The organism is Fictibacillus enclensis, assembly GCF_030123385.1.
Classification (GTDB): Bacteria; Bacillota; Bacilli; order Bacillales; family Fictibacillaceae; genus Fictibacillus_C; species Fictibacillus_C enclensis.
The window spans coordinates 2961636-2987843 of the sequence record NZ_CP126109.1; the positions used below are offsets into that span (position 1 = coordinate 2961636).

The following is a 26208-nucleotide window of genomic DNA, read 5'->3' on the forward strand; positions in this document are numbered from 1 at the left end:
CTTCATTTTTTTCTGTGAAGCGGCTGATAAGCGCGTGGCTTGCCAAGAATCTCCGACCAAATAATTCCCTCCACGAGATTCTCTTTTTTTACCGTAAAAGATACAATTTCATTGCTTCGGTCCTTGTATCTGTCGTTTAAAGAGACACCTGACCGGGTAGTTGAAGATGACCGTGGCTTCATCTGGATGTTTTGATACCTTTCCAGCATCGTTGTTGCTGAAGAAATTTCTTCTTCATTCTTTGCGGTCTTTTCCATTTTTGCTTTCTGGGCAGCTGCAGCATCCGAAGCTTCCACTGTTCTCCTTTGAACCCGCCGTTGTCGCTGAGGATCATTCTGCTGCGACAGACCTCTTTTAATCAATCCATACAGTCCCACGACCACAAAAATGATAAATGGAAGCAAATCACCGATGGCATCGAAAAGCTGATTGATAAGGGTATCCATTATTTCTTCCCTTTAGTGCCCGGCAAATCATCTTCTCCTAATGAAGGATTCGCCTGTTTTCCAATCGATTCTCTCATGTTTGTGTCTGCAATCACGTTGGTCAAATTGGCATAATCAAGCACACCCATATTTCCCGAACGAAGTGCTTCGGCCATGGCAAGTGGCACCTCGGCTTCGGCTTCCACCACTTTTGCACGCATTTCCTGAACCCTGGCGATCATTTCCTGTTCGTTGGCAACAGCCATGGCCCGGCGTTCTTCCGCCTTCGCCTGTGCAATGTTTTTATCAGCCATCGCCTGGTCGGTCTGCAGTGCTGCCCCAATATTCTTGCCAATATCAATATCAGCAATATCAATTGACAGAATTTCAAACGCGGTTCCGGAATCCAGTCCTTTGGATAAAACGGTTTGGGAAATGGTGTCTGGATTTTCCAGAACCTTTTTATGATTCTCACTTGAACCAATGGTAGAAACAATACCTTCCCCTACACGGGCAATAATGGTTTCTTCTCCTGCTCCCCCGACCAGGCGTTCAATATTGGCTCTAACAGTTATTCTCGCTTTCGCTTTTACTTCAATGCCATCCAGTGCCACACCGGCAATAAACGGCGTTTCAATTACTTTGGGGTTAACACTCATCTGTACGGCTTCCAGGACGTCTCTTCCGGCTAAATCGATCGCTGCCGACCTTTCGAACGTTAAATCAATGTTCGCTCTGTGTGCGGCAATGAGAGCGTTTACCACACGGTCTACATTTCCTCCCGCCAGGTAATGGCTTTCGAGCTGATTGGTCGTAAGATTTAACCCGGCTTTTTGTGCCTTGATCAGCGGATTGATGACCCTTGAGGGGATAACCCGTCTTAACCTCATACCGATCAGTGTAAAAATCCCAACCCGTACTCCTGCAGCAAGTGCTGAAATCCAAAGAGCAACCGGCACAAATGAAAATAGAATTGCAAGCACAATAATAATAACGCCAATTAAAACAAGCGTTGCGATGGAACCTGAAAACATTTAATCTCCTCCTTTTTCTGATAAATCTTCTTTTACTTCTCTAACTACGATTCTTGATCCCTGTACTTTAACAATTTTTAACTTTTTCCCTTTTGGAATAAAACTGCCTTCTGTTACAACATCCAGATATTCTCCATCGAGATCTGCTGTACCAGATGGTCTAAGAGGCGTGATAGATTCCGCAATCCTCCCTGTAAGATCCGCTCTCTGGTCATTTGAAATGTATCCCTTTTCCGTGCTCGTGCTGTCAAACAAGATCAGTTTTCTCAGTGGTCCCCGATAGCCAAAATATTTAAGGAAAAAGAAAGATCCTACTACAGTAACAACAAAAGCGATTCCTATCGAAATGGCTACAGTCGTTACCGATCCTGCTGCCATGACCAAGCTTGCAATCACTGCAACCACCCCCAACACTCCTATAATGCCTCCCGGAACAAAAATTTCCAGGAACAAAAACACAAGACCCAGCACAAAAAGCGCGACCGATTCCCACCCGGCAAGTCCTGCAATCATATGACCAAAGAAATAAAGACCCATTGACAGAAGACCGATGGTGCCAGCAATACCGAAACCAGGTGTAAAAAGTTCAATGGCGAGCCCCAAAAATCCAACAGAAAAAAGGATGGCTACTGCAATTGGATTTGTAACCACACGAGCTACTTTTTCGGCCAGGCTTAAATTTACTTCCGTAATTTTTGCGTCATCAAGCTTAAGATACGAAAGCAGTTCATGCCGGTCATTCACTATTTTTTCTGCATAGCCTACCTTAAGCGCCTGATTGGCTGTCAGGGTTAACAGTTTCCCTTTCTCAAGGCCCAGGTCCTTGATTTCTATGTTTTCATCTGCCATTGCCCTTGCATATTTGGGATCGCGGTTGTTGAGTTCTGCTGCCGCTTCCATTTCTGCAATCCAGGCGGATTCCGCTTTTTTCCCAGCTGTATTGCCCTGTGCATTGATTACAGCAGCAGAGCCCATTGTTGTTGACGGTTTCATAACAATTTCATTTGCATTCAATGCAATATACGCTCCGGCAGAAAAAGCATCTTTAATTATGTAAGCAGTAGTGGGTATTTTCGTAGATCTGATCAGCTGGGCAATCTTATTAGCTGAATCCACTCTTCCTCCTGGCGTGTTGATTTCAAAAATAATGTGGTCTGCACCTGCTTTTTCGGCATCGTCCAAACTTCTCTCAAGGAAGGCTTCAAGACCTCTTTCAATTTCCTGCTGTACCGGAATTACATATACCGTCTTGCCATTTCCTTCACCGGCAGCCGGCTTGATGACCGTCAGCAGCGGGATCATCATCAGTCCAAGGAAGAATATCATCCGGATTATTCTCAACGTTTCCCCCCCTTTTTAATCCTCATTTATTCATACGACTGACCAACAAAAAAGTTTCAATATCTGGAAAGTTCCCTCTCCATTGTACAGTATGTATTTTGGAAAAACCAAGTGGATAATTAACGCAAAAAGACGCCCGTGAGGCTAAGCCTCAAGGCGTCTGTTCGATTTAAGATAAATTTTGTTGAACGAGCTTGTTGACAAGAGAACCATCGGCTTTGCCTTTTACTTGAGGCATCACCACTCCCATCACCTTACCCATATCCGCTTTTGATGAAGCACCAACTTGTTCGATGGCTCCCAGGACAATCTCTTTCACTTCATCCTCGGATAATTGTTGTGGCATATAGTCCGTAATGATGGCAATTTCTTCTTTCAAAGGATCTGCCAAATCATTGCGTCCAGCTTTTTCAAATTCTTGGAGGGAGTCTTTTCTTTGTTTCATTTCACGTGCAAGAACAGTGAGCTCTTCTTCTTCATTCAGGTCGTGCCCGAGCTTGATTGATTCGTTTTGAAGGGATGCCTTCACCATGCGAATCACAGAAAGCTTTTGCTTGTTTTTGTCCTTCATCGCTTGTTTCATATCCTGGTTTAATCGATCAAGAAGACTCATAAACTTACACCTCTCTTAGAACTTGCGCTTTCTTGCTGCCTCAGCCTTCTTCTTACGTTTAACGCTTGGCTTTTCATAATGCTTGCGCTTTTTCACTTCTGCCAAAGTTCCATCTTTGGAAACGGATCTTTTAAAACGACGAAGAGCATCATCAATGGATTCGTTCTTACGAACACGGGTTTCTGCCATTTTCTTTCCCTCCCTCCAGACCATTTCAGTCACAATTAGTGATAGAAATGCGTCACATATCTTTTGCCATTATAATATATCAATTGATAATGGTCAACAAAAATCCGCTTTGTTTTAATAATCTGATTCAGAGCTTACGCCTTTAACAATGGCAATTCCTGCACTTGCCCCGATCCGGGTTGCCCCAGCTTCCACCATGGCAAGCGTGGTTTCCCTGTCGCGTACTCCGCCTGAAGCTTTTACGCCAATATTCGGGCCGACCGTCTCTCGCATAAGGCGGATGTCTTCTACCGTTGCTCCTCCTGTGGAAAACCCGGTAGAGGTTTTCACAAATTGGATGCCAGCTTTAACTGCGATTTCACAGGCCTTTACTTTTTCTTCATCTGTAAGCAGGGACGTTTCAATAATGGCTTTGGTCAGTGCACGCCCCTTTGCAGCTTCAACGACAGCACGGACATCTCGTTCAACCAGATCATACTCTTTCCCTTTTAAAGCACCGATATTGATTACCATGTCCACTTCAGTTGCCCCGTTTTCAATGGCATTTTTTGTTTCAAATGCCTTCACTTCAGGGGTGCTCGCACCAAGCGGGAAACCAATGACTGTACAAACAGCCACGTCTGTACCTTTCAGTTGCTCAAACGCAGTGTATACCCAAACAGGATTAACACAAACTGAAAAAAATTTGAATTCCTTTGCCTCGGCACACAATTTTAAAATATCCTCTTTTGTTGTTTCCGGTTTTAAAGCGGTATGGTCAATGAGTTTAGCAAGATCTGATGCAGCCATTTTTTATCATCCTTTCTACACTTCTTCTCTTCCTATGTATTTTACCAAAACCCGACATTAAAATACAAAACCCTGGTTTACACAAAAAAAGAAAGCCCGGGTATCCGGACTTTCAGTGGTATCAGAAGTTTGCAATTTCTTTGGAAAGATGATCATCGATTACTTTTACAAACTGGCCGTCATTATACGGGTAACCCGCTTTCGAAATTTTCACAAGGACTTGTTTTCCGATCATCTCTTCGGTTGCAGGGAACCTGACTTTGAGATAGTTCGGTGTGTACCCAACATACAGGCCTGTTCCCTTTTCTTCCTTATATGCTTCTTCAGGAATTACCTCTACCACTTCATCTTCGTAATCTGAAGCATATTCTTTGGCGAGCTGATCTGAAAGCTCGATCAAGCGGTGAACTCGTTCGTTCTTCACCTCTTCAGGAACTTGTTCCTCCATCCGTGCGGCAGGTGTGCCGGTGCGCTTGGAATATGGGAAGACATGAAGCTCGGAAAATTTGTGGTCGCGGATGAAATTATAGGTCTCCATAAATTCTTCTTCCGTTTCCCCGGGAAATCCGACAATGACATCTGAAGTAATCGCCAAACCAGGAAGTGCATTTTTCAACTTGGTAATGCGCTCTGCAAAAAGCTCCATAGTATACTTTCTGCGCATTCTTTGAAGAACCGTGTTGGAACCGGACTGAAGCGGGATATGAAGATGAGGAACGACCTTATCGGATCGGTTCATGACCTCGATCACTTCGTCCGTAATCTGGCTCGCTTCAATGGAAGAAATGCGAAGCCGTTTCAATCCTTCCACTTTCTCATCCAATTCTGAAAGAAGCATGGCAAAGTTGTAATCTTTCAAATCTTCACCGTATCCAGCAGTGTGAATGCCAGTAAGCACGATCTCTTTATATCCGGCACTGACAAGCTGCTGTGCCTGATGGATGACTTCTTTTGAATCCCGTGAGCGCAAGAGCCCGCGTGCCCAGGGAATGATACAAAATGTACAGAAGTTGTTGCATCCTTCCTGGATTTTCAGGGATGCACGTGTACGGTCCGTAAATGATGGAACATCAAGTTCTTCATACACACGTGCTTTCATGATGTTGCCGACACCATTGATAGGAAGCCGTTCTTCTTTAAACTGCTCAATAAACCCAAGCATCTTCCCACGATCCTGGGTTCCGACCACAATGTCCACACCCGGGATCGCCATGATTTCCGCAGGAGAGGTCTGGGCGTAGCATCCCGTCACACAAATGACCGCATCCGGGTTTTTACGGATCGCCCGGCGGATCACCTGACGGCTTTTTTTATCGCCTGTATTGGTTACAGTACATGTATTAATTACATAAACGTCAGCTGTCTGCTCGAACTCTTTACGTTCATAACCTTCACTCTGGAACAGCTGCCAAATCGCTTCTGTTTCGTAATGGTTTACTTTACAGCCTAATGTATGAAAAGCCACTGATGGCATTTCAATCACCTCATTAATTCAAAATGATAGGAAACAGCGCTAAGGAGATAAGAACTTGCTGTTTCTGTACGCAGTATTCGGGGGCCAAGTCCACAGGAAACAAAACCAGCTTCCTTTAATTCAGATACTTCCTGCCCGCTAAATCCGCCTTCCGGGCCGATGGCGCAAAGAAGCGTCGAACCGGGAGACATGGAATACAGGACTTCAGCCAGCCGCTTTGTCTCTCCCTCTTTCGCTTCTTCTTCATAAGCCACAATTTTATAATCAAAATCAGTTGCTTGTTTCAAAAGAGTTGTAAAGGAAACAGGCGAAAAGACGTCAGGAATGACGCTGCGGTGTGACTGCTCAGCCGCCTCTTTTGCAATTTTTGCAAGCCTCAGGATTTTTTTCTGACCTTTTTTTTCATCCCATTTTACAATACACCGTGATGAAGAAAAAGGCAAAAATCCCTTTGCCCCAAGCTCGGTTCCTTTTTGTATAATCGTTTCCAGCTTATCTCCTTTAGGAATTCCCTGGGCAATGGTGACCTGTATAGGAGATTCCTTTTGTTCCTGTATCTCTTCGATCACAGAGGCATGGACAGAATCCCGGTCGACCGCCGTGATTTCACAGAGCACCGTCCGGCCCTGACTATCGGAGCAAATAATATGGTCGCCGTTTTCCATTCTCATTACTTTTGCAATATGATTTGCATCATCGCCCGTGATTGTCACGTTGGTTCCGCTCATATCGTTTCCTGAAACAAAGTACCTTTGCATGCTAGACCTCTTTCGAGTCCGAAAGATTGCGCGCAATGATTGCTACCCAGTCTTCCATCTCCAGCACTTCCACAATGGTAAAGCCATTTTGGTTCAGCTCTTCTTTTACTTCGTTCTTTTTTCCTTGAATAATGCCTGAAGTAATAAACAGGCCATCTTGTTTAAGCACCCTTGCGGCATCTGGAACAAAACGCAGGATAATATCAGCAAGCAGATTGCCCACAATTAGATCGGCAGGACCTTCAATACCGTTTAACAAGTTATTCTGCTTTACAGTGATTTTTTCCGCTGCTTTATTCAGTTTCACATTAATATTGGCGCTTGAAACTGCTACTTCGTCCAAGTCAAATGCCTGAACATGCTTCGCTCCCAGGTGGGCCGCAGCGATACTTAAAACACCGGAGCCGGTTCCTACATCAATGACCTCATCCCCTGGGTTCAGGTATTTCTCGATGGCTTGCAGGCACATGACCGTTGTTGGATGGGTCCCGGTGCCAAAAGCCATTCCCGGATCCAGTTCAATGATTACTTCATCAGAGCTCACCGGCTGATAATCTTCCCATGTCGGTGTAATGGTTATCTTTTCGGAAATTTTTACCGGCTTGTAGTATTTCTTCCAGGCGGTTGCCCACTCTTCTTCATTTACCTCACTGATGGTTACATGGTTATGGCCGAGATCGATATCATAGGTCATTAAATTATTAATGGCTTCTTTGATCTCATCTACTGTTTCACCGAGAAAACTTGTTACCGGCAAATACGCTTTTATCAGTACGCCTTCTTCAGGATAATCATTAGGATCGAGTTGATAGATTTCCCCAAAAACGGATGTTCTCTCTTTTATTAAATCTTCCGGATCTTCTATCACCACGCCGCTGGCACCTGCTTCGTGTAGAATGTTTGAGATTGGTTCAACCGCTTCCTGGGTAGTATGAATGCTAATTTCTGACCATTTCAATTCTATCAACTCCATTCCTATGATCCATTACTCGCCCTTAAAGGCTCTTTTTACTTTGTCAAAAAAGGATTCTTCATGCTCATCCGGCACATCTCCGCCGATCTCGGCAAAATCCCTCAGCAATTGCTTCTGTTTGTCGGAAAGCTTGGTAGGTGTCAGCACTTTCACTTGGATGTTCTGATCTCCCTGACCGCGTCCCCTGACATTTTGAACTCCTTTTCCGCGCAGACGGAAATGAGTTCCGGTCTGTGTTCCAGCCGGTATTTTCAATTTGATTCGTCCATGCAATGTAGGAACTTCAATTTCATCTCCCAAGGCAGCCTGAGCAAAGGTAATAGGCATTTCACAATAAATGTCGTCTCCGTCTCTCTCGAAAAATTCGTGAGGAAGAACTCTGAAAACCACATAAAGGTCTCCTGGAGGACCTCCGTTTACGCCTGGTTCACCGTGCCCGGAAAGGCGGATTTGCTGGCCGTTATCCACGCCTGCAGGAATCTTCACATTGATTTTCTTTGTGGTAGTTACTTTCCCTTTACCATGGCACGTACCGCATTTTTCTTTGATAATTTTGCCTGTTCCGCTGCAGTACTGACATACTCGTTTGTTGACGATACGTCCAAACGGTGTATTTTGCTCGACGTTCAGCTGGCCTGCACCTTTACAATGTGAGCATGTTTCCGGTTTCGTGCCAGGCTTCGCGCCTGATCCGTGACATGTTTCACATGTTTCTTCCTTAGGAAGCTCAATTTCGGTTTCTTTACCGAAAACCGCTTCCTCAAACTTGAGGTTCATGTTGTACTGTAAATCTGATCCCTGTCTCGGGGCATTCGGGTTTCTTCTTCCCCCGCCGCCGAAAAACATATCAAATATGTCTCCGAAGCCGCCAAAATCAGCTCCTGCGCCTCCAAAACCGCCAAATCCCTGATTAGGATCCGTATGGCCAAATTGGTCGTACTGTGCTTTTTTTTGAGGATCTTTTAACGTATCATACGCTTCCCGCACCTCTTTAAACTTCTCGGCAGCATCCGGTTCCTTGTTTACATCAGGATGGTACTGCTTGGTCAGTTTGCGGTAGGCTTTTTTTATTTCTTCGGTGGATGCATTCTTATCCAAACCGAGTACTTCATAGTAATCTCGTTTACTCATAGAAACCCACTCCCGAATCTTCACATAAAAATTATCTTACCATTGTTGCTTTTCATTTTTCAACAAAGATCGTTAAATATGTGAATTGTTTTTAACATTTGCAAGTGAAATGCATCAAAACGGAAAAAAGTCAAAGCCAAGATGATCGCCTGACTTTGACTTTTTCCTTACCAAATCACGTTATTATTTCTTTTCGTCGTCGTTCATTTCTTCGTATTCCGCATCTACCACGTTGTCATCGGCTTTCTTCTCGCCCTGCTCTTGGCCCTGAGCTGCCTCTTGTGCTTGTGCAGCTTGTTCATAAAGCTTAACGGATAGCTGTTGAACAACTTCGCTCAACGCGTCTTTTTTGGTTTTAATCGCTTCGATATCCTGGCCTTCAAGCGCTGTTTTAAGCTCTTCTTTTGCTTCGTTTGCTTTGGTCACTTCGGCTTCGTCAACCTTGCCTTCAAGATCCTTAAGCGTCTTGTCTGTTGCAAAAATTAGCTGGTCAGCTTCATTACGAAGGTCAATCTCTTCACGTCTCTTCTTGTCAGCTTCTGCATTTTCTTCCGCGTCACGTACCATTTTTTCAATCTCTTCTTCTGAAAGACCTGAAGAAGATTTGATGGTGATGGACTGTTCCTTGTTTGTTCCAAGGTCCTTCGCACGCACGTTTACGATACCATTCGCATCAATATCGAAGGATACTTCGATTTGAGGAACACCGCGTGGAGCTGGAGGAATGTCTGACAATTGAAAACGGCCCAGTGTTTTATTGTTTGCAGCCATTTCGCGCTCACCCTGCAAAACATGAATGTCAACAGAAGGCTGGTTGTCAGCAGCTGTAGAGAATACCTGAGATTTTGTAGTCGGAATCGCAGTGTTTCGGTCAATCAGCTTTGTGAATACACCGCCAAGTGTTTCAATACCAAGAGATAGAGGAGTTACGTCAACAAGAACAACGTCTTTAACGTCACCAGTAATTACTCCACCCTGGATTGCTGCACCAAGAGCTACTACTTCATCAGGGTTAACCCCTTTAAATGGATCTTTTCCTGTGAACTTTTTGATCGCTTCCTGAACAGCTGGAATACGAGTAGATCCCCCAACAAGAATAACCTTGTCAATGTCGCTTGGTGAGAATCCTGCGTCGTTCAATGCCTGGCGAGTCGGCCCCATTGTACGCTCCACAAGGTCAGAAGAAAGCTCTTCAAATTTCGCACGGCTCATGGATACTTCCAAGTGCTTAGGACCAGTTGCATCAGCGGTGATGAACGGTAGTGAAATTTGAGTTTGAGTGACACCAGAAAGATCTTTTTTCGCTTTCTCAGCAGCATCTTTCAAACGCTGAAGCGCCATCTTATCTTGAGAAAGGTCGATGCCGTTTTCTTTTTTGAACTCAGATACAAGATGATCAATGATTACTTGGTCAAAGTCGTCACCGCCCAGCTTGTTGTCACCTGAAGTTGCAAGAACATCAAAGTTACCATCACCGATTTCAAGGATGGATACGTCAAAAGTACCGCCACCAAGGTCAAATACGAGGATTTTTTGATCGTTCTCTTCTTCAAGACCATATGCAAGTGCAGCAGCAGTCGGCTCGTTAATGATACGTTCTACTTGCAGTCCTGCGATTTGCCCAGCATCTTTGGTCGCCTGGCGCTGTGCATCGTTGAAATAAGCAGGAACAGTGATTACTGCACGTTCTACTTTTTCTCCAAGATAGCTCTCTGCATCACTTTTCAATTTTTGAAGGATGATCGCAGAAATTTCCTGAGGCGTATATGCTTTGCCCTCTGCTTCCACTTTATGTTCAGAACCCATATGGCGTTTGATAGAAATGATGGTATTCGGGTTGGTAACCGCCTGGCGTTTTGCCACTTCCCCAACTGAACGCTCTCCATCTTTAAAAGCTACAACCGAAGGAGTTGTGCGATTGCCTTCCGGATTCGGAATAACCGTCGCTTCTCCGCCTTCCATTACAGCAACACAAGAGTTTGTTGTACCTAAGTCAATTCCAATAATTTTGCTCATGTAACATACCCTCCACTTTTATATGTAATATTAAGTGCCTTAATATTACTGATTTACTTTTACCATTGCCGGCCGAATGACTCGGTCCTTTAATTTGTATCCCTTTTGCAGGGTTTCAACGATCACGTTGGACTCATATTCTTCATCCTGGACTTGCATGACCGCCTGGTGAAGATTCGGGTCAAATGCTGCGCCCTCGGTTTCAATAACTTCCAGTCCTTCGCTCTTCACCGCCTCAAGAAGCTGGCGATACACCATTTCCACTCCTTGCAGAACAGAAGCGGCTTGAGCATCTTCCACCTTAACATCCATGGCTCTTTCGAAGTTATCAAGAGCAGGCAACAGCTGTGTAATCAGACTTTGAGATTTATATTTTAACTGAGCCGCCTGGTCTTCCCGTGTACGGCGTTTGAAATTTTCAAAATCGGCCTGTACACGAAGCAGCCGGTTCTCAGTATCAGCCAGGCTGGCTTCCAGTTGAGCAATTCTGCTGTCTTCCACAACAGGTTCAGATGATTCAGCCGCTTGATCTTCATTCCCCTGCGCGTTTGGAACTTCATGATGTTCAGCCTCAGCAGCTTCCTCTTGCAAAGTATCATTCATTTCCTCAAATTCAGCAGTATCTTTATGATTGTTTTCCATGTTGTCACCTCCCTAACCTGATCCGGTGTTCGTTAAGATTTAATATCTCGCATTAAACAGATTTGTAAATTCTTTACTGATGGTATCAAGCAGACCGATAACCCGTTTGTACTCCATTCGGGTCGGCCCGATTAATGAAATTGTGCCGATATGCTTTCCGTGAAAAGAGTAGGATGCTTTAATCAGACTGCAATTCCGGACCGCTTCCACCTGGTTTTCCTGTCCAATCGTTACGGTTATCCCTTCATTATTCGCAGATAACAGCTGTTCGATGACCGTCTTCTCTTCCAGTGCATCAAGCAGAATACGGACTTTTTCCACATCCCTGAATTCTGGCTGATACAGCATCTTTGTTTTTCCACCAAAGAATATTTTATCCCTGTTGCTCCACTTAAAGATATCATCGATAAACAATGACGCTTGCTGGTGATTATTAATATGCTTTCTGAACACAAGATTAAGCTCATCTCGTATTTTTTGGTGGAGCTCCGCGAGCGGAACACCCGTCAATTTTTCATTCAAAATATTGACGAGAGTTTCAATTTCTTCGGGCGCTATGCCACCCGGCAAGGAGACATGCCGGTTTTCCACATGGCCCGTGCTTGTGACGAAGATCGCGACAGCCTGCTGTCCTCCCAATGGAATCAGCTGAATGTGCTTTAATGTCGTTTCCAGAGCCTCAGGTCCTAGGATAATGGAAGTGTAATTGGTAAGTTCGGATAGAATTTTGGCGGATTGCTCAAAAATCCGTTCCGTTTCTGCCAATTTCTCATTGAATAAATCCTGTATGTTAAAAATGTCAGCTGTTGAAAGAATGGTTGGGCTCAACAGATGATCCACATAGAAACGGTACCCTTTTTCAGAAGGCACCCGTCCGGAAGAGGTGTGCGTTTTTTCAAGATACCCCATATCCTCCAGATCAGCTAATTCATTTCGAATGGTAGCAGAACTGAAATGAACGTCTTCTCTTTTAGAAATCGTCCGGGATCCAACAGGTTCAACGTGCTGGATGTAATCATCGATCAGCACCTGAAGTATAAAAAGCTGCCTTTCAGATAACATCCTTTTCACCTCCGTGGCTGTTAGCACTCCAAAAGAGCGAGTGCTAAATCTAATATTAAATTACCAAATGCCACTAAAGATTGTCAACGATTAAACTACTCCGATAAATTCTTGAAACACTTCATTGCCCAAAAACGTTCCATTCCTGGTTAATGCAAGCATGTCTCCCGATCGTTTGACCAACCCACGCTCCAGCAGTTTATCGATTTGACTTCCGAACACATCAAACATCGACAGCCCGTAGCGTTCCATAAATCGCTGATCAGAAACACCTTTCATTTTCCTGAGTCCCATAAAAAGTTCCTCTTCCATTTTCTCGGAGGATGACAGAACATCTTTATGTATATAAGGAAAACCCGTCTCATCAATGAGCGACATATACTTTTTCAGCGGTCCTGCATTAGCATTTCGTGTACCGTTCACATAACTGTGAGCCCCCGCACCAATACCATAATATTCGTTATTATCCCAGTATTGCAGATTGTGCCGGCTTTCATAACCAAGTTTCGTAAAGTTTGAGATTTCGTATTGAACATAACCATGCTTATCCATCTCTTCCATGAGCACCTCATACATCCGCGCCTCTTCTTCCTGTTCAGGCAGCAGAAGTTCCCCTTTGGCAGCACGATTATAAAAAACGGTTTTCCGTTCAAGCTGCAGGGAATAGGCAGAAAAATGAGGCACCTCAAGCGAAAATGCGATATCAAGAGTTTCCTTCAGCATGTCAACCGTCTGGCGTGGAAGACCGAACATAATATCGAGTGATATGTTATCAAGCCCCAGCCTTTTGGCCTCCGAAACCGTTCGTACAACATCCTCCTGGTTATGAGTCCGTCCGAGCTCTTTCAATAAATTATCCTGAAATGCCTGTACACCAATGCTCAATCTGTTAACACCCGCATCTCTCATGATTTCAAGTTTTCTTAGATCCGTCTGTTCCGGGTTGGATTCCACCGTGAATTCCTGCCGGTCCGAAGACGAGAAGTACCGATTAACCATGGTTAAAAACCGTTCAAATTGCTCATAATCCAGAGCAGTCGGAGTCCCTCCTCCAACAAAAAGTGTCTTCATGCTGGAGAACGGTGACTGTTTTAGCGTGTTTTTCATTTCCTTTTCTATATAGTCCAGGTACTCGTTGACAGGCTGGCCCTTCAGGAAAACTTTATTAAAATCACAGTAATGACAGATGTTCACACAGAATGGAATATGAAAATAAGCCGCTTCCGGCATACGATCACTGCTTTCGTTTCTAAAATTTGTGAAGACCGCAAAAAATCTGCGGTCTTCTCTTGGTGCCTGTTTTATTCGCCTAAATCAATCATTGTCCATGCGCAGGACCGCCATAAACGCTTCCTGAGGGACTTCAACACGTCCGATCGTCTTCATCCGCTTTTTACCTTCTTTTTGCTTTTCAAGAAGCTTTCGCTTACGAGAGATGTCACCGCCGTAACATTTCGCCAGTACATTTTTACGCAATGCTTTAATGTTCGATCTGGCAATGATCTTCTGACCGATGGAAGCTTGAATAGGGACCTCAAACTGCTGGCGCGGAATAAGCTCTTTCAATTTTTCGACGACTACTTTCCCCCGCTCATATGCGAAATCTTTATGAACGATAACCGATAGTGCGTCAATCTTTTCCCCGTTAAGCAAAATATCCATCTTTACCAGTTTGGAAGGCTTGTAGCCGATCAATTCATAATCGAGTGATGCATAGCCTTTTGTGCTTGACTTCAACTGGTCAAAGAAATCATAAACAATTTCAGAAAGAGGGATTTCATACAGCACATTGACCCGATTGTTTTCAAGATAGTCCATGGTCTGGAAAATCCCGCGTTTTTTTTGACAAATTTCCATGATCGTTCCAACATAATCATTCGGTGTCATAATCGTCGCTTTTACATACGGCTCTTCCACCGTCTGAATGAGTTGGGCTTCTGGCATGTTGGCCGGGTTGTCCACGATGATCTGTTCACCATCGGTCATCGCCACATTGTAAATAACACTTGGAGCAGTGGCGATCAGATCGATGTTAAACTCTCGCTCGATTCGCTCCTGAATGATTTCCATATGAAGCAGGCCAAGAAAACCGCAGCGATAACCGAAGCCAAGCGCCTGGGAAGTCTCTGGTTCATATTGCAGTGCTGAATCGTTCAACACAAGTCGTTCCAATGCTTCGCGCAAATCATTATATTTGGCATTGTCCACCGGGTACAGACCGCAATAAACCATCGGGTTCATTTTTCGGTAACCCGGGAGCGGTTCTGCCGCCGGTTTGACCGCGCTTGTAATGGTGTCACCCACCTGGGTATCCCCAACATTTTTAATCGCCGCGGCTAAATAGCCAACATCGCCGACCGTCAAAAAGTCTTTGTTGACCGCTTTAGGGGTAAAGACTCCAAGCTCCACGACCTCAAATTCCTTTTGGGTGGCCATCATACGGATTTTGTCCCCCACTTTTACCGTTCCTTCTGTCACCCGAATATATGTGACAACTCCGCGGTATGGATCGTAAAGGGAGTCAAAAATAAGGGCTTGAAGCGGGGCATCGGGATCGCCTGCCGGTGCTGGAACTTTCTCAACAACCTGCTCGAGAATTTCTTCAATACCAATTCCAGCTTTAGCAGAAGCGAGGACAGCTTCAGACGCATCAAGACCGATTACTTCTTCTACCTCATTCCTTACCCGCTCCGGCTCTGCACTCGGCAGATCGATCTTATTGATGACCGGAAGAATTTCCAGGTCGTTTTCAAGCGCCAGGTAAACGTTGGCAAGCGTTTGTGCTTCAATCCCTTGAGCAGCATCAACAATAAGCAGGGCTCCTTCACAGGCAGCCAGGCTCCTGGATACTTCATAGGTAAAGTCAACATGTCCCGGGGTATCGATCAAATGAAAAATGTATGTCTCCCCGTCTTTTGCTTTGTAATTCAATTGCACAGCATTCAGTTTTATCGTAATTCCACGCTCACGTTCAAGGTCCATGGAATCAAGAAGCTGTTCTTTCATCTCCCTTTGGGTAAGGGCGCTGGTTTTCTCTAAAATCCGGTCTGCCAGCGTGGACTTTCCATGGTCAATATGAGCAATGATGGAAAAATTTCGAATCCTCGATTGCCTCTCCAGTTTTTGTTCTCGGTTCATTCATTTCACTCCTACATTTTTGCGCAAAGTACACTAGTTTAGATTATAGCAATACAAGCACTGTTGTTCAATGCTGAACCCACCTAATTGCGAAAGCGCTTATAAAGCAAAAACAGTTATTTTTCCGCGAGAAAAATAACTGTCAGCTCAAGGAACCAAAAATTTGTGAAAGGATGGCTGAAATCAGACTCAATATTCCTTGGAATAAGGAAGAAACAAGGCCGGACACTTTCTCTCCCGTTGAAGAAAAAAAGTTAAACGCTTTTGATTCTTCCAGCTGCTTTTGCTTTGTTTTTAAGTCATGAACATCGACCTGGGTACCAAGTACTTCAGCCTCCCCAGCACCTTTGCCTGTTTCAAGCGTCAAGGTTTCACCATTCTCCTTATTTCCCTTTAATGCGCTCATTCCATCAGAAGCCTGCTGCATTCCAAGAAGAACGCCGAAAAAAAGGACAGCAGTAATTAAAAAACACTTGATCATAAATTTCGTCACAGGACCCACTCCGTTCACCTTCAATTTAATACATTCGTATGTGAAAGCTTGTCCTATTATGTGTTAATGCGTATAAGAAGAACTGTTCGATTGGTCCACCTGTCTGTGAAGCGAGGTATTCAGCCCCACTGCGATCACGTTGGCCATGTCCTCCACAAACGTATCCACTTCCTTCGGAGTTACCATTAAATTATGACCGAGGGGTGACAGCACTTCTCTTATCAATGCCCTCTTTTCATCTTCCTCCAATGTGCCCACCATTCCAAGAAACGACTGTCTTTGCTCTTGCGCCGGAAGATCATCCTCTTTCAGTACCTTTTTTTCTCCAAATGTCATCCATGAAGGAGCCAGAGATTTAGAAGGCTTATCCTTCTCTTTAATTTCCCGTCCAAAATGTTTCAAAATATAGTCAATCGTGTCACTTGCAATGGTAACTGCATCCACAACCGTTGGAACGCCAATTGCAATCACGGGAATACCAAGCGTCTCCTTGCTGAGTTCCTTTCGTTTGTTGCCTACCCCTGAACCCGGATGGATTCCACTGTCAGAAACCTGAATGGTGGTGTTTACCCGTTCAAGCGAGCGTGAGGCAAGAGCATCAATGGCAATGACAAAATCAGGATTGACTTTTTTGATCACACCTTCAATAATATTGCTTGTCTCTATACCGGTGATTCCCATCACTCCTGGAGAAATGGCGCACACCGGCCGAAACCCCTCCTCCACGTTCTCAGGAGATATATCAAATAAATGTTTGGTGATCAGCAGATTTTCCAATACGTTTGGACCCAGTGAATCAGGTGTGACGTTCCAGTTGCCCAGACCGACGACCAAAGCTGTATCCGTCTCCTGGATGCCCAGCTCGTTCATAAAATTTCTGAAATCGTGGGCAAATACTTCCTGAACCCGCTCCTGCAGAGCGGAATCCTTTTCTCGGATGCCCTGCATTTCAAACGTTAAATACGTACCTGGCTTTTTGCCTGTAGCCTCTGCTCCACGTTCATCAATTTCCACCCGGGTCAGTTTTATCCCGTCATGATCCTGTTCTTTGATGATGATTCCTTCTATCGTGCTTTCTTTCTCCTTCATCTTTTCATCATTGACCAGCATTTCATGCGCTTCAATTGCTAAATCGGTCCGGACATTGTACTTGTTCAAATCAAGGTCTTTGCTGTTCATTTAGGCACCGTCCTGTCATGGGATATATTGTCTCTATTTTTGCCCGCAAAAACCCTTTTCATTCTTGTATTGCAATTGAAGAATGAAACTGATAGAATACTTTGTGTCCTATTTTTTTGCAACCCAAGTTGCAATGTTAGGGAGGTGAATGGATTGGCTAATATTAAATCTGCTATTAAACGTGTAAAAACGAACGATAAGAACCGTGCTCACAATGCTTCTTTAAAGTCTGCTATGCGTACAGCTGTGAAAAATTTCGAAACGAAGGTCGCTAACAACGATGCTGAAGGTGCGAAAGAAGCTTTTGTAGCTGCTACTAAAAAAGTTGATAAAGCGGCAACTAAAGGACTTATCCATAAAAACGCAGCATCACGTCAAAAGTCTCGTCTTGCTAAAGCGTTGAACGGAATTAACGCGTAATACGGGAACAGACATGAAACGACCTTATGGGTCGTTTTTATTTTTGGAGCAGACTCTAAATAAAAACGAGGAAGAGTCCCTTTTGCGGGTCTTCCTCGTTTTTATTTGGCCATTTTTAGCATGATAAGCTCCAAAATCAGCTGCTTGTCCATTTTACCGGTTTTCATTTCATAATCAGCTTCTGCAATCCGGTCCAGAAGGGTAAACAGTTCTTGTTCGTCAAACATCCTTGCCTGTCTGGAAGCGAGTTTGACCGCATAGGGATGCAGCTTAAGCGCCCCGGCAATTTGCTTTTCCCCGTATCCTTTGGCAAACAGCTCTTTCACACCAAAGATAATCCGGAATTGACGAGCCATTAAAGAAAGAATTCTAATGGGCTCCTCATTTTGTTTCATTAAATCATAAAATGTTCTGAGAGCCTCATCAATTTTCTTATGAACGATATCATCAATCAGGGAAAAGATATTGTCTTCAAGCGTGCGGGGAACCAGCTGATCAATGACTTCAATGGAAATGTTGTTCCCCTCACCTACAAACAATGCAAGCTTATCCATTTCCTGCACGAGAGCCATCAGCTCATTACCGACTTTTGAACTCAAATATTGGGCAGCGTCTGCATCTATAAAAACGCCTTGCTGCATGGCACGGTCCTTGATCCATTCAATCGCTGAATCCCCGCTTATCGGGGAGGCGGCAAGAACCTCGCCGTTTTTCTTCAATGTTTTGACAATCTTTTTCCGTTCATCCAGCTTTTCAGCTGGCACCACAAAAACAAGTATTGTAAAATCAGCAGGATCTTGTATGTACCGTTCGACGGTGGATAAATCATGCTCCACCTTGCTTTTGTCTTTTGCTCCCGTAAGAAAAAGAGCATTTTTTATGACAACCACACGCCTGTCTCCCATGAACGGGAGTGTCTCTGCATCCTCCATTACCGCCTGTACCGGCGTTTCCTGATAGTCGTATACTGAATAATTGAAATCCTTGTCTTCATCGTTCAATGCGTACTTCACAATAGATGAAATGGCTTTCTCTATAATATAAGATTCTGTCCCGTACAAAATATAATAGGGAGCAAATTGATTCTGTTTTAATTTCTTTTGTAATGCTGTAATTGACAAATCCTTCACCTCAAACTTTCTCTATTCTTATCCTATGACGGAACGCATTTTTTTTCAATAGTGGAACCTCATTGCATGTAATGCAGAAAGAAGAAGCAGCATATGCCGCTTCTTCATTTATATTAAACACCGGTTACCAGGACCCCGGGACTCCCGGCAGCCAGCGAGTAAACCCTGATATTGCCCTTTAATGTTATGATATCCTATGCGGCTCAGCGATATTGGTGACAACAGTTAGCAAAACAGGAAAAGAATACAGGATTTGCTGTGCAATTCTGAATCCTTTATGGATTTTTTTTTAGGGATAGCTTATACTTATATCGATATGGGAGGGTTGCGGAAATGAATCAGTTCGAAAAAGACGTTCAAAGCAAACGGAATGATTTAATCGATTCAGGCATGGGCTTTGTTTGGTCCTTTGGTTTTTTCACGTTAATCTTTGCACTGGGAGTTATCATCAAATTAATTGCATCTTAATACATAAAAAGAAGCCCCCAGTGAGGCTTCTTTTTATTTTTTGGAGGCGGTTACACTATGCCGGATTTTCCAGCCTCCACCTGAAACCGTAATTTCTACATCACCCTGTTCATCCGTTCGGAATGTTTTAACCCCCCGGTCAAGAAATCGTTTCATCACTTCAGGATGGGGATGCCCATACCGGTTATTTTTTCCGGCTGAAATCAAGGCATAAGACGGTTTTACTTGATCAATAAACGCAGCAGACGAGGAAGTCTTGCTGCCATGATGGCCAGCCTTAAGAAAGGTCGCCTCGGTCGGCTGCCTCTCTCTCAGAATCCGCTGCTCTCCCTCCTCCTCCAGATCTCCGGTAAATAAAAAGGACGCGGCATTTATTTGTGCCCTGATAACAATGGAGCGTGCATTGCTTTCCGTTTCGTCTCCATAGGGAGACAGCACCTGAAACACCCCGCCTCCCCCCGCCGACCAGCTTTTACCCCTCTGTGTAACGGTGATCGGCACGTGTCTTTTTGCCGCCTCATATAATACCCGTGTTTCCAGCGGTTCTTTGATCGTTCCCTTCGGAAACAGCACTTCTTTTACCTTTATACCTGATAGAAGGGTTTGTGCCCCGCCGATATGATCCATGTCACCATGTGTGAGAATAAGTTTATCAATTTCCCTTATTCCCCTCGCTTTTAAAGCCGGAAGCACTACCTCCTTCGTGACATCATACTCCTTCCTTCGTTTCTTCCACGCTTCTGTTGGAAAATGGATGGTGCCTCCTGTATCAATCAAATAGACTCCCTTACGAAATGGGAGCTCAATCAATGTACTGTCCCCTTGTCCCACATTTAAATAAGTCACTCTTGCCTTATTATCGAAAAGATGAATATTCCAATGCAGGATCCCAGCAGAAAACAGACAGAGGAGCGGCGGGATCAACATCCGGGTCAGACCACCTTTTTCCAAACAAATCAAAAAGTATAAAATCCCCGCATAATAAACAGGGAACATAATGAACGGCGGTTTACCAAACGTCATGGCATAGGTATCATGATCCAAGCCAAGAAGCGTGTGGTTTGTAAATTTCAGGACAAGCACTGCCGGATAAAAAAGAAGTTTAGCTAAAGAAACCGAAACAAATGAAAAAAGAACACCAAGGCTGGCACTGGGAAGAGCAATGATAGATACTAACGGGATGAAGAGGAGATTTAGCGGCAAAGACCAAAGGGAAACTTCATAAAACGAGGTAATAATCAGCGGGTAGGACACCAACTGGCAAATCAAACTGGACATGAAGATTTGAACCCAGTAGGAAGAATAGCGGATGAAAATAAAACGGGAAGAAACCATCAGCGCAAACACATTCAAAAAAGAAAGCTGAAAACCAAGCTGAAAGGCATAATAGGGGTTGATGAGAAGCATAACCAGGCAAACGCAAGAGATGATGGCTAAAGGATGCACTTCCGTTCTATATAGCTGCAACAGCACGATACACATTCCCATCATGCCGGCACGCACAATGGATGCTTCACCACCTGTCAAAAATATATACAAAGGCAGTATGGCAGCAATACATACAGCCGCCTGTTCTCGGGTCACACCCGCCATTAGAAGCAGAACGAAGAGCATCCCGGAAAGAATGGCGACGTTCAATCCTGATACAGCAAGCAAATGGGATAGGCCGAGACGCTGATACGCCTCATTGATTTTATCGGGAATATGGTCCCGATATCCGAAGACCAGCGCATTCAACAAGCTTGAGATTTCCTCGGGGTAGGTACGCTCAATGAATTGAATTTCTTTCGATCGAAAAGAGATCAGATGATCAAAAAACGAGCGATCCTGTGATTTGCACTGGGATGTCAGCAGAGCTTTACCGGTGACCAGCCAATGAATCCCTTGTTTTCTTAGATACTCGGAATAATTCATTCCGGCAAAATTCTCTTGCCCTGGCGGATGTTCCAGCTTCCCCTGAAACTGGCAGACCATCCCCGCTTTTAGCTGACCCCGTAGGGATTTTTGATGTTCCTGTGAAGAAATTTTTTGCCGGACGATGACCGTTTCTTCCTTCAGTTTGAGCCTAAAGCTCAGCAAATCCCCGTCAATGTCAGGGATGCTTTCGATCTTTCCGAGGAATACTCCTTCATCGCCCTTCAGATCCGTTACATTTCGTCCATCGGCCAATTGGTAATAAAAATAAAAAAATACAAAGACAAGCAAGCAAAGGAAAACCGTTTTTCCATCCACCCTCGGTAAAAAATAAAAAAGAGCGATTATGAGAATCGCCCAGATGTAATGTTCATTCGATGAATAGATTGCCGCTATCGCACATAGTGCATAAAGATAGCCTGCCTTCATCTTTATTTCAGATGCAGTGGGGCAGGATAGAGCTGCTCAGCCTTCTGTCTGAGCCTTTCGACTTTATCCTGACTGTCTGCAGCCCCTTCTTCCATGGCTTGTAAAAGTTCAAACGTCAGCTCCATTTGATCCTCATAATGCGGGTTCATCTTGTTCTCATTAAACGGAACCTGCTTCACAACAAGGCCAGCTTCCCTGAATTGTTCAATGGCATAGGGATGGTTTTTGTAATCCTGTGCGTAATACAAGGTTTTAATTCCACTTTGTATAATGGTTCGGCAACAGTGAAGACAAGGAAAGTGTGTGACATACATTTCTGCACCTTCTACGGGAACCCCGAACTTTGCACACTGCAGGATAGCATTCATCTCTGCATGAATGGTGCGTACACAATGTCCGTCAATAACATAGCATCCTTCATCTATACAGTGGACACCGCCTGAGATAGAACCGTTGTATCCTCCCGCTATAATTCTTTTATCTCTCACAATCGTCGCTCCCACTGCCAGCCTTGTGCATGTGCTTCTGTAGGCAAGCAAATGGCTTTGCGCCATAAAATATTCATCCCAGGAAATACGCTCCATTTTTTCTCTCCCCCAATCGACTCTTGTCTTTAGTGTAGGCATTCTCCAAGTGGATAGTCAATGAAAAATCCTAATCGACAGTAACTTGGGCTCTCATATTTTCAAGCGATTTCTCTCCAATGCCAGGCACATTCAACAGATCGTCAACCGTTTTAAAGCCACCATTCTCTTCCCTGAATGTGATGATGGCTTTCGCTTTTGAGGGTCCGATGCCGGTTATGGTCTGCAGTTCCTGATCATTGGCTGTGTTAATATTCACTGCAGCCTGTCCGCTGTCAGTCTCCTGTCCTGCTCCATTTCCCAAGGTATCAGCCGCAGCGGGCACTGTTGCTTCTTCACCTTTTTCAAGAATATAGAGCAGCATCTCATCTTTTACCCTGCCTGAAAGGTTTACACTGCGCTGTTCAGCGTTTTTCGTGAATCCTCCGGCTTTTTCCACCGCATCAATCACCCGGTCTCCTTCCTTCATTTCGTATACATCCGGACGGACCACAGCTCCTTTTATATCGAGCATAATTTTTGCCGGTTGCAAATTCGCCGGCTTTTGGCTCTCTTTCACAGGACTCTGGGCAGCATTCGGTTCTTTCGCTGTTAATTCCTGTGGCAGCTCCTCTATGGCTGTTTCCTCCGTAGGTACCTTTTGTTCATACACGTACACTGCCCCTATCCCCACTACAAGAACAGCAGGCAGTATATAACGAAGCTTACGAAACCAAACTTCATATTTTTTTAGCATACCGTGTCTCCTTTCATTTTTTCATAAAACAGGCCTCGTATGCATATGTATCAAGGTAGGATGGATCAAGGAGAGGAGGAGTAAACAGTGAAGCTAGGGTTTATTGGAACGGGAAATATGGGAAGCATCCTGGTGTCTTCCTTTATTGAATCGGCTGCTGTACAACCGTCACGCATTATGGTGACCAACCGGACACTGTCCAAGGCCGAAGCGCTGCAGGCTGCCCATCCCAAACTACGGGTGGCAGCTGCCGCAGAAGATGTGATTCGTTTTGCAGATATTCTGTTCATTTGTGTAAAACCGCACCAATTTTTTGACCTTCTTTGTGAAAATAAAAAACACATTTCAAAACATAAACTTGTCGTCTCGATTACAAGTCCCATCTCTTGTGAACAGATAGAAAATTTACTTGACTGTAACGTAGCCCGAGCGATCCCAAGCATTACAAACCGGGCACTTTCCGGCACTTCCCTTATTACGTTTGGCTCGAGATGCCACACTGAATATCAGGAAAAATTGTTATCGCTCATGTCTTTCATATCAAAGCCTGTGATTATCGGCGAAAATGTCACCCGCATTTCATCCGACATCGCCAGCTGCGGTCCAGCCTTCATCGGTTACCTTGTGCAATGCTTTGTGGACAGTGCTGTAAAAAAGACGGACCTTACCAAAAATGAGGCTACTCTTCTTGCCAGTGAAATGATTATCGGCATGGGCAAACTGTTGGAAAAAGAGGTTTTTTCTCTTCCATCGCTGATTGAAAAAGTGTGTGTAAAAGGTGGCATAACAGGAGAAGGAATCAAGATATTGAATGAGGATGCAGGAGAAGTATTTGATCGTGTGATCGAACGGACGCATGAAAAATACCATGAGGAATGTGAAAAGATCAGTGAGCAATTCGAGGTAAAAGAAGAACTAAAATAAGATTTCTCTCATTATCCCCGAAATCCTTCCTTAAAAGAAAAAAATAAGCCATCGGTTATGATGGCTTATTTTGATTTTTTACAAATAAAAAAGATTCTCTCGGCTTCGGATTCAAGTTTATTCTCTGAAAAGTCCCCAGTAATTTTCAATACCGTGAAGCCCACTTCTTCAAGAAGTTGCTCATAAGCCTTCACTGACAATGTTCTTTGCATATGTACTTCATCAAATCGGGAATATCGCGAGTCCTCTTCCCGTACAAAAAAGCTTAGTTCATGTTCTACACTGTCAGGATATTCCCCTTCATAGCACTGCCAGATGTAGGAAACCTCTTCCGCATTTTCAGCGAATGTATTCCCTGAGAAAATGTTATGAATTTTATAAAGGCTGTGTACATCAAACAAAAATAGCCCGTTTTCCTTCAGATGCCGATATATTGACTGAAAGGCTGCAGCTACCTTCTCTTCTGTCAAAAGATAGTTCAGTGAATCACAAAAAATGACAGCAGCATCGAACTCCGGCAAGCCGTCGATCTCGGTCATATCCTGCTGCAGAAATTGAACAGAGGCATGCTGGGTCAACGACTTTTCGTGAGCCACAGCAAGCATATCGCCGGACAGGTCGATTCCGGTTACATCATAACCCTTTAACGCAAGCGGTATGGAAATCGAGCCTGTCCCGCAGCCAACATCAAGAACACTCGATATGTCAGCTCCAACAGAGACAATCGCCTGTTCAAAAAAAGAGATCCACTGCTCATAAGGAGCGTCTTCCATTAATTGATCATAATAATACGCAAAATGTTGATAGCTCATGCCTGCTCCTTTTATTTATGAAAGGATTTGGTTCAGGTCAACAGATGGGGCATCTCCCCATAATTTTTCCAGGTTGTAATAGGATCGTTCATCACGGTGAAAAACGTGTACTACCATATCTCCCATATCAACAAGAACCCATCTTGCCTGATCAAAACCTTCCATCCTTCGAATATTGATTTCCTTCTCTGCGGCTACATCCTTAAGCTCCCGGGCAATGGCCTGAACCTGTTTCTCAGAATTCCCATGGCAAATTAGAAAATAATCTGCGACTAGAGAAATCCCCTTCATATCGAGCATCATAATGTCTTCTGCCCGCTTGTCATCCACCGCTTTCACTACGAGTTCAATCAGTTCCTGTTCATTCAAAATTACATTCCTCCGTTTCCTTTATTATTTTTCAGCTGTGCCAAAAGACTGTTATACGTATTGATCGTTTCCGGATAGACCAGCTGATTTTGCTTCATCAGAAAAGTTACTGTATTTTTCAGCGCTTGAAGGCACGCTGTGTCCAGATCTTCGTTTGCCAGCTGCCGAACCTCTTCCACCCCGGGAAACTTTCTTCCAGGTTCGATATAATCGGCCAGAAAAATAATTTTCTCAAGCTTCCCCATCCCTACACGGCCGGTCGTATGATAGGCGATTGCAGCCAAAATGTCACGATCATTAATTCCTGCTTCCTTTTCTACCAGGTAGGCGCCGACTGGCGCATGAAGGAGCTCTCCTCCATAATGAAGCAGACTTTCCGGCATGGCTTGCTTTCTTACAATTTCCTTCATCTCTTCCTTTGACCGGAACTTGGCATAATCATGAAAGATAGCGGCCAGTTCTGTCTTAACTTGATCCTCTTCATATCGGTCTGCAAGTTCAAGAGCGGTTTGCACAACGCCAAGCGTATGCTGATAGCGGTGCTCTGTTAATTGTTCTTTAACTATTTCAAGGGCTTTTTCGCGATCCATAAAGTCCCTTCACCTCGATTTGTTTTCTGACACGTTCCGGAATGAGATACGTGGTGTTTTCCCCTTGAGACACTCTTTCCCGGATAAGGGTAGAGGAAACATCAAATAACGGCACTTCAAGCATGGCGGCCTGATATGGATTATGTTCGGCGTTAAGCGGATGACCGCTACGATTGATGGCTATAAAGGTTACCATACGGCTCAATTCATCAATCTCATGCCAGGTGTCCAGTGAATCGAGCATATCTCCACCAATGATAAAAAAGTACTCATGATCCGGATTCTTTTTTTGAAGTTCTTTGATCGTATCTATAGTATATGAAGGCCCTTCCCTTTCAAACTCGATCAAAGAGAGGGAAAATTTAGCATTATCCTGGATTGCCGCTTTAACCAGCTCAATCCTGTCATGATCTGAGACACCAGATGCCAATTGTTTATGCGGAGGATGATTGGCTGGCATCCAAATCACCTCATCAAGTGAAAAAGCACTCAGCGCTTCCTGAGCAATGAGTAAATGCCCATTGTGAGGAGGATGAAAAGACCCTCCAAATATCCCTATTTTCGCCATTGTATCA

General features: G+C 44.2%; 28 protein-coding genes. 3 read left to right on the forward strand and 25 right to left on the reverse strand.

Translation table 11 applies throughout. The annotated features are described in order from the left end of the window. Nucleotides 1–2: 2 nt before the first annotated feature. From QNH15_RS15610 to gpr, 17 genes are all read right to left on the reverse strand, one after another. Nucleotides 3–446 carry a hypothetical protein gene (locus QNH15_RS15610; protein WP_283889238.1) on the reverse strand — a complete coding sequence of 148 codons (444 nt, stop codon included), beginning with the start codon at nt 444–446 and terminating at the stop codon, nt 3–5. Beyond that, nucleotides 446–1459 (reverse strand): flotillin-like protein FloA, encoded by a 1014-nt coding sequence (floA, locus tag QNH15_RS15615; RefSeq protein ID WP_283889239.1) that lies wholly within the window; start codon nt 1457–1459, stop codon nt 446–448. The genes QNH15_RS15610 and floA overlap by 1 nt, the downstream gene beginning before the upstream one ends. Continuing rightward, on the reverse strand, nt 1460–2800 hold the full coding sequence (locus tag QNH15_RS15620) for an NfeD family protein (protein ID WP_283889240.1): 1341 nt from the start codon (nt 2798–2800) through the stop codon (nt 1460–1462). Between the two features lie 169 nt (nt 2801–2969). Beyond that, nucleotides 2970–3413 (reverse strand): GatB/YqeY domain-containing protein, encoded by a 444-nt coding sequence (locus tag QNH15_RS15625; RefSeq protein WP_061971179.1) that lies wholly within the window; start codon nt 3411–3413, stop codon nt 2970–2972. A gap of 15 nt (nt 3414–3428) precedes the next feature. Then, the gene (rpsU, locus tag QNH15_RS15630) at nt 3429–3602 is read right to left on the reverse strand and encodes a 30S ribosomal protein S21 (RefSeq protein WP_007202240.1); all 174 of its coding nucleotides are present in this window, start codon (nt 3600–3602) and stop codon (nt 3429–3431) included. Nucleotides 3603–3716: 114 nt separating this feature from the next. Beyond that, on the reverse strand, nt 3717–4391 hold the full coding sequence (gene deoC, locus QNH15_RS15635; RefSeq protein ID WP_283889241.1) for a deoxyribose-phosphate aldolase: 675 nt from the start codon (nt 4389–4391) through the stop codon (nt 3717–3719). Nucleotides 4392–4512: 121 nt separating this feature from the next. Next, nucleotides 4513–5865 carry a tRNA (N(6)-L-threonylcarbamoyladenosine(37)-C(2))-methylthiotransferase MtaB gene (gene mtaB, locus QNH15_RS15640; protein ID WP_129474972.1) on the reverse strand — a complete coding sequence of 451 codons (1353 nt, stop codon included), beginning with the start codon at nt 5863–5865 and terminating at the stop codon, nt 4513–4515. 5 nt (nt 5866–5870) lie between these two features. Then, nucleotides 5871–6623, reverse strand: a complete 753-nt coding sequence (locus QNH15_RS15645; protein ID WP_283889242.1) for a 16S rRNA (uracil(1498)-N(3))-methyltransferase — start codon at nt 6621–6623, stop codon at nt 5871–5873. Between the two features lies 1 nt (nt 6624). Then, nucleotides 6625–7581 carry a 50S ribosomal protein L11 methyltransferase gene (prmA, locus tag QNH15_RS15650; protein ID WP_283889243.1) on the reverse strand — a complete coding sequence of 319 codons (957 nt, stop codon included), beginning with the start codon at nt 7579–7581 and terminating at the stop codon, nt 6625–6627. Between the two features lie 27 nt (nt 7582–7608). After that, nucleotides 7609–8727: a molecular chaperone DnaJ gene (gene dnaJ, locus QNH15_RS15655; protein ID WP_283889244.1), complete on the reverse strand. Its 1119-nt coding sequence runs from the start codon at nt 8725–8727 to the stop codon at nt 7609–7611. Between the two features lie 183 nt (nt 8728–8910). After that, nucleotides 8911–10743 (reverse strand): molecular chaperone DnaK, encoded by a 1833-nt coding sequence (dnaK, locus tag QNH15_RS15660; protein WP_283889245.1) that lies wholly within the window; start codon nt 10741–10743, stop codon nt 8911–8913. A 45-nt stretch (nt 10744–10788) separates the two neighbouring features. Beyond that, nucleotides 10789–11385, reverse strand: coding sequence for a nucleotide exchange factor GrpE (grpE, locus tag QNH15_RS15665; protein WP_283889246.1), 597 nt, complete (start codon nt 11383–11385; stop codon nt 10789–10791). 39 nt (nt 11386–11424) lie between these two features. Further along, nucleotides 11425–12447 carry a heat-inducible transcriptional repressor HrcA gene (gene hrcA / locus QNH15_RS15670; RefSeq protein ID WP_061971198.1) on the reverse strand — a complete coding sequence of 341 codons (1023 nt, stop codon included), beginning with the start codon at nt 12445–12447 and terminating at the stop codon, nt 11425–11427. A 90-nt stretch (nt 12448–12537) separates the two neighbouring features. Continuing rightward, nucleotides 12538–13677, reverse strand: a complete 1140-nt coding sequence (hemW, locus tag QNH15_RS15675; RefSeq protein ID WP_283889247.1) for a radical SAM family heme chaperone HemW — start codon at nt 13675–13677, stop codon at nt 12538–12540. 84 nt (nt 13678–13761) lie between these two features. Continuing rightward, a complete protein-coding gene (gene lepA / locus QNH15_RS15680; protein ID WP_283889248.1) occupies nt 13762–15585 on the reverse strand; it encodes a translation elongation factor 4 in 1824 nt (607 codons plus the stop codon). A 142-nt stretch (nt 15586–15727) separates the two neighbouring features. Beyond that, the gene (locus QNH15_RS15685; protein WP_283889249.1) at nt 15728–16078 is read right to left on the reverse strand and encodes a DUF3679 domain-containing protein; all 351 of its coding nucleotides are present in this window, start codon (nt 16076–16078) and stop codon (nt 15728–15730) included. Nucleotides 16079–16141: 63 nt separating this feature from the next. Beyond that, nucleotides 16142–17257: a GPR endopeptidase gene (gpr, locus tag QNH15_RS15690; RefSeq protein WP_283889250.1), complete on the reverse strand. Its 1116-nt coding sequence runs from the start codon at nt 17255–17257 to the stop codon at nt 16142–16144. A gap of 153 nt (nt 17258–17410) precedes the next feature. Here gpr and rpsT point away from each other — a divergent pair, with 153 nt between their 5' ends. Continuing rightward, nucleotides 17411–17677, forward strand: coding sequence for a 30S ribosomal protein S20 (rpsT, locus tag QNH15_RS15695; protein ID WP_061971210.1), 267 nt, complete (start codon nt 17411–17413; stop codon nt 17675–17677). Nucleotides 17678–17778: 101 nt separating this feature from the next. Here the strand turns inward: rpsT and holA are convergent, their stop codons facing one another. After that, nucleotides 17779–18798: a DNA polymerase III subunit delta gene (holA, locus tag QNH15_RS15700; RefSeq protein ID WP_283889251.1), complete on the reverse strand. Its 1020-nt coding sequence runs from the start codon at nt 18796–18798 to the stop codon at nt 17779–17781. Nucleotides 18799–19140: 342 nt separating this feature from the next. Here holA and QNH15_RS15705 point away from each other — a divergent pair, with 342 nt between their 5' ends. Next, nucleotides 19141–19275, forward strand: coding sequence for a YqzM family protein (locus QNH15_RS15705; RefSeq protein WP_074440502.1), 135 nt, complete (start codon nt 19141–19143; stop codon nt 19273–19275). Between the two features lie 33 nt (nt 19276–19308). Here the strand turns inward: QNH15_RS15705 and QNH15_RS15710 are convergent, their stop codons facing one another. The 3 genes from QNH15_RS15710 to QNH15_RS15720 all read right to left on the reverse strand — a co-directional run bounded on the left by QNH15_RS15710 (nt 19309) and on the right by QNH15_RS15720 (nt 22938). Further along, on the reverse strand, nt 19309–21618 hold the full coding sequence (locus QNH15_RS15710) for a DNA internalization-related competence protein ComEC/Rec2 (protein ID WP_283889252.1): 2310 nt from the start codon (nt 21616–21618) through the stop codon (nt 19309–19311). 2 nt (nt 21619–21620) lie between these two features. Next, complete coding sequence (locus QNH15_RS15715) at nt 21621–22202, reverse strand: ComE operon protein 2 (RefSeq protein WP_283889253.1); 582 nt, start codon at nt 22200–22202, stop codon at nt 21621–21623. 70 nt (nt 22203–22272) lie between these two features. Next, nucleotides 22273–22938: a helix-hairpin-helix domain-containing protein gene (locus QNH15_RS15720; protein WP_283889254.1), complete on the reverse strand. Its 666-nt coding sequence runs from the start codon at nt 22936–22938 to the stop codon at nt 22273–22275. 87 nt (nt 22939–23025) lie between these two features. Here QNH15_RS15720 and comER point away from each other — a divergent pair, with 87 nt between their 5' ends. Beyond that, a complete protein-coding gene (gene comER / locus QNH15_RS15725) occupies nt 23026–23862 on the forward strand; it encodes a late competence protein ComER (RefSeq protein WP_283889255.1) in 837 nt (278 codons plus the stop codon). A gap of 65 nt (nt 23863–23927) precedes the next feature. Here the strand turns inward: comER and QNH15_RS15730 are convergent, their stop codons facing one another. Genes QNH15_RS15730 through QNH15_RS15745 form a run of 4 tightly spaced genes read right to left on the reverse strand, consistent with a single transcriptional unit; the run spans nt 23928 to nt 26201 of the window. Further along, nucleotides 23928–24674, reverse strand: a complete 747-nt coding sequence (locus QNH15_RS15730; RefSeq protein WP_283889256.1) for a class I SAM-dependent DNA methyltransferase — start codon at nt 24672–24674, stop codon at nt 23928–23930. Between the two features lie 15 nt (nt 24675–24689). Continuing rightward, on the reverse strand, nt 24690–25043 hold the full coding sequence (rsfS, locus tag QNH15_RS15735; protein WP_283889257.1) for a ribosome silencing factor: 354 nt from the start codon (nt 25041–25043) through the stop codon (nt 24690–24692). 2 nt (nt 25044–25045) lie between these two features. Beyond that, nucleotides 25046–25633 (reverse strand): bis(5'-nucleosyl)-tetraphosphatase (symmetrical) YqeK, encoded by a 588-nt coding sequence (gene yqeK / locus QNH15_RS15740; RefSeq protein WP_283889258.1) that lies wholly within the window; start codon nt 25631–25633, stop codon nt 25046–25048. Continuing rightward, nucleotides 25611–26201 (reverse strand): nicotinate-nucleotide adenylyltransferase, encoded by a 591-nt coding sequence (locus QNH15_RS15745; RefSeq protein WP_283889259.1) that lies wholly within the window; start codon nt 26199–26201, stop codon nt 25611–25613. Before QNH15_RS15745 ends, yqeK begins: the two co-directional genes overlap by 23 nt. Between the last annotated feature and the right edge of the window lie 7 nt (nt 26202–26208).